The 3,276-nt window shown below is 65.8% G+C and carries 4 protein-coding genes; 2 read left to right on the top strand and 2 right to left on the bottom strand.

Going from position 1 to position 3,276, the window contains the following annotated elements:
• A partial coding sequence (locus MOV74_RS34485; protein WP_246931430.1) for a sigma-54-dependent Fis family transcriptional regulator occupies window positions 1-940 on the top strand: 940 nt, incomplete at its 5' end.
• 129 nt (window positions 941-1,069) lie between these two features.
• Here the strand turns inward: MOV74_RS34485 and MOV74_RS34480 are convergent.
• Both MOV74_RS34480 and MOV74_RS34475 read right to left on the bottom strand, forming a co-directional pair.
• Window positions 1,070-1,639 carry a flavin reductase family protein gene (locus tag MOV74_RS34480; protein WP_246931431.1) on the bottom strand — a complete coding sequence of 190 codons (570 nt, stop codon included), beginning with the start codon at window positions 1,637-1,639 and terminating at the stop codon, window positions 1,070-1,072.
• Between the two features lie 50 nt (window positions 1,640-1,689).
• Entirely contained in the window at window positions 1,690-2,787 is a 1,098-nt protein-coding gene (locus tag MOV74_RS34475) for an LLM class flavin-dependent oxidoreductase (protein WP_246931429.1), read from the bottom strand.
• A gap of 215 nt (window positions 2,788-3,002) precedes the next feature.
• On the opposite strand from MOV74_RS34475, the gene MOV74_RS34470 reads away from it, so the two are divergent.
• Window positions 3,003-3,276: 2-dehydro-3-deoxygalactonokinase (locus tag MOV74_RS34470; protein ID WP_246931428.1), on the top strand; the 274-nt coding region annotated here is incomplete at its 3' end.

Below are 3,276 nucleotides of genomic sequence, written 5' to 3'. Positions count from 1 at the left end.
CACCAGGCGCCGCGATCCGCCCGTCGATCGCTTCGATGCGCTGCACCGGCTTGCCGGCGGCGATCCCGGCCTGGTCAGAAGCGTGAAACGGCTGAAGCGCATCGGCGACCACAATCTGCCGGTGCTGCTTCAGGGCGAGACCGGCGTCGGCAAGGATGTGTTCGCGCGCGCCATTCACGCGGCGAGCAACCGGGCGCGCAACAACTATGTCGCGCTGAATTGCGCTGCGATGCCCGAGAGCCTGATCGACGCCGAACTGTTCGGCTACGAGGCGGGCGCCTTCACCGGCGCGCGGCGCGACGGCTCGAAGGGCCTGATCGTGCAGGCCGATGGCGGCACGCTGTTCCTCGACGAGATCGGCGACATGCCGATCGCGCTGCAGACGCGCCTGTTGCGCGTGCTGGAAAACCGCGAAGTGTGGCCGCTCGGTGCGCTCAAGCCAGTCGCAGTCGACATCCGCCTGATTAGCGCCACTCATCGGGACCTCGGCCGCATGGCGGAGGAGGGCGCCTTCCGCGCCGATCTCTATTTTCGCCTGCGCGGCCTCGCGGTGCGGCTGCCGGCCCTGCGCGAACGCGCCGACCGGGACGATATCATCCGTCAGATTGCGCGCGAGGAAGCACCAAGCTGCAGGCTTTCGGACCAAGCATGGTCGCAGCTTGCGGCCTATCCGTATCCCGGCAACATGCGCCAGCTCCGCCACGTGCTGCGGCTCGCCGGCTGCACCGCGGAGGACGGCGTCATTACGGATGCGGATCTCGATCTGCCGCCGTTTGGCGAGCGGGTTGAGCCGGACCTCGAAGCAGCCGAGCGTGCCACGATCGTCGAGGCGCTCCGTAAGCACGGCGGCCGCGTGACCGAGGCAGCACGCGCCCTGAAGCTGAGCCGCGCGACGCTTTATCGGAAGATCAAGGTGCTGAAGATCGACACGGCGCAGTAGTGTCTAATAGCATGCGGCGAGATAGGTGAGAGGTCTCCGCTGCAACCGCGTGCCCACCACCTTTGTTGTGATGTCGATGGTGGGCACGGCGCAAGTGCGCCTTTGCCCACCCTACGATGTCGGCGCCCCTTACGAAAAATCCGTCCAGCTCAGATGCCGTGAATCGAGGTCACCGACCGTCACCGTCTCGCGCATTTCATGTGGCGTGTGAAAACTGCTGCGCAGGTAGACCAGCGGCCTCGCTCCATCCGCATGCGACACGCCGCGCACCTCGCCGACGAAGATCGAATGCGTCCTGGTCTCGAACTCCTGCGCCAGAACGCAATCGAATGCGGCGACCGCATCCGTCAGCACCGGGGCACCGGTCGCGCCGCGCGTCCACTGCCCGAAAGCAAAACGGTCGTCGCCGTTGACGCCCTTCTGGCCGCTGAAGGTGAGCGCGAGCAGCGCGTGATCCTCGTGCAGGAAATTGATCGCGAACGCGCCTTCCTCGCGGATGCGCCCATGTGCGCTGGCGTTGCGGTTGACGCAGACGATGAGCGAGGGCGGTGAGTCCGACAGCGAGCATGCCGACGTCACCGTCAACCCGGTGCGCTTGCCATGCTCTGCGCCGACCGTGACCAGCGCGACCGCACCGGCGCAATGGCGCATCGCCTGCTTGAAATCCTTGGCGTCGAGAGGTTTGGCGTCCACGGAAATCTCCGAAAATCGCTGCGGGTGCGGCACGATCGCGCCGCACCCGCATCGGGTCAAGCCGCCTTCTTCGCGGAGCCGAGATGCGCAACGCGCGGCATCACCTCGTTCTTCAGCAGCGAGAGCGAGTGATGCCAGGCTTCGGCCTTGTGCTTGTAGTCGAAGCCGAACACCAGCAGCACGCCGAAGCCGCCGACCTCGTCGTAGATCTTCTCGATCTTCTCGGCGACGGTCGCGGGCGAGCCGACGATCCAGTTCCGCCTGGCGCAATATTCGACGGTGACGTCGCTGTCGGGCACGTCGGGCGCGTGCTTCAGATAATCCTTGAAGCCGAAATGGCCGAGCAGCGGCAGGAAGTACTCGCTCATCATCCGGCCCATCATGTCGCCGGTCGAGAGCCTCCAGGCTTCTTCATCCGTGTCGGCGACGAACACCTCGCGCACCAGACGCCAGTCCGCGCGGTTCGGCTTGCGCCCGGTCTTGGCGGCGCCGATTTCGACGGAGTCCCAATGGCTGGAGACATAGGCCGGGTTGAGGTTGAGGCTCATCGGGGTGAAGCCGCGCTCGCCCGCGAGCTTCAGCGTGTCCGAGTTCTTCGAGAGACCAGCGACGCCGATCGGCGGATGCGGCGCCTGCAGCGGCTTGATGTGGGGCTTGAGGAAGTCGAACATCGTGTCCGGCTTGGTCACCGTCCAGAACTTGCCCTTGTGGGTGAACGGCGCCGGCTCGGTCCAGAGTTTCAGAATGATCTCCAGCGCCTCGCGGGTCATGTCGCGGTTCTGTCCGCTCATGCCGTCGACGTTGAACATCGCCCAGTCGCTCGGCAGGCCCGACGCTGCGACGCCGAAATTGAGCCGGCCCTCGGAGAGATGGTCGAGCATCGCGACGCGGTTGGCGAGTTCGGCGGGGTGGTGATAGGGCAGGAGGAAGCCGCCCGGCCCGATGCGAAGCTTCTTGGTCTGCATCAGCGCCTGCGCGATCAACAGGTCCGGCGTGGGGTTGGGTTCCCAGGGCGCGGTGTGGTGCTCGCCGACCCAGGCCTCCTGATAGCCGAGCTCGTCGAGCCAGCGCATGACCTGCAGGTCCCAGTCGTTCCCTTCCTTCAGGCCGCACTCCGGCGGATGCGAAGGCATCGTGAAATAGCCGATCTCCATGGGTTTCCTCTGATGTTGACGCGTCTTGTCGCGCGTTGACGGATGTGAAGTGCGGACCCATGAGCAAGCGGTGTGCCAGCGCGGCAACGTCTCGGGCCCCGCGAGAAAAGGCTGGTTTGCGGCGGCAATAGCCGATATCCCGGGGCGGATCTGCAAGACCTCGTCTCATTGTCGCGAGACAGCGTCTTGGCCGTGAGACGAGGATACGCGTTGAGATGACCGAACCCGCTTATGTCGCGGTGGACTGGGGCACCAGCAGTTTTCGCCTGTGGCTGGTCGATCGTGCCGGTGGGGTGCTGGCCGAGCGCCGCAGCGACGAGGGTATGCTGGCGGCGGCGAAGACCGGCTTTCCCGCCGTGCTGCAAGCGCATCTTACGGCGGTCGAAGCGCCGGATCATCTGCCGGTTCTCGTCTGCGGCATGGCCGGCGCCAAGACCGGCTGGGTCGAAGCCGGCTATGTCGATACGCCGGCGCCGCTCGCAGCCGTCC

Source organism: Bradyrhizobium sp. SHOUNA76, from assembly GCF_023006445.1.
Taxonomy (GTDB): Bacteria; Pseudomonadota; Alphaproteobacteria; order Rhizobiales; family Xanthobacteraceae; genus Bradyrhizobium.
The sequence above is the reverse complement of the archived record's forward strand: the minus strand, read 5'-3'. Positions and strand labels throughout refer to the sequence as shown.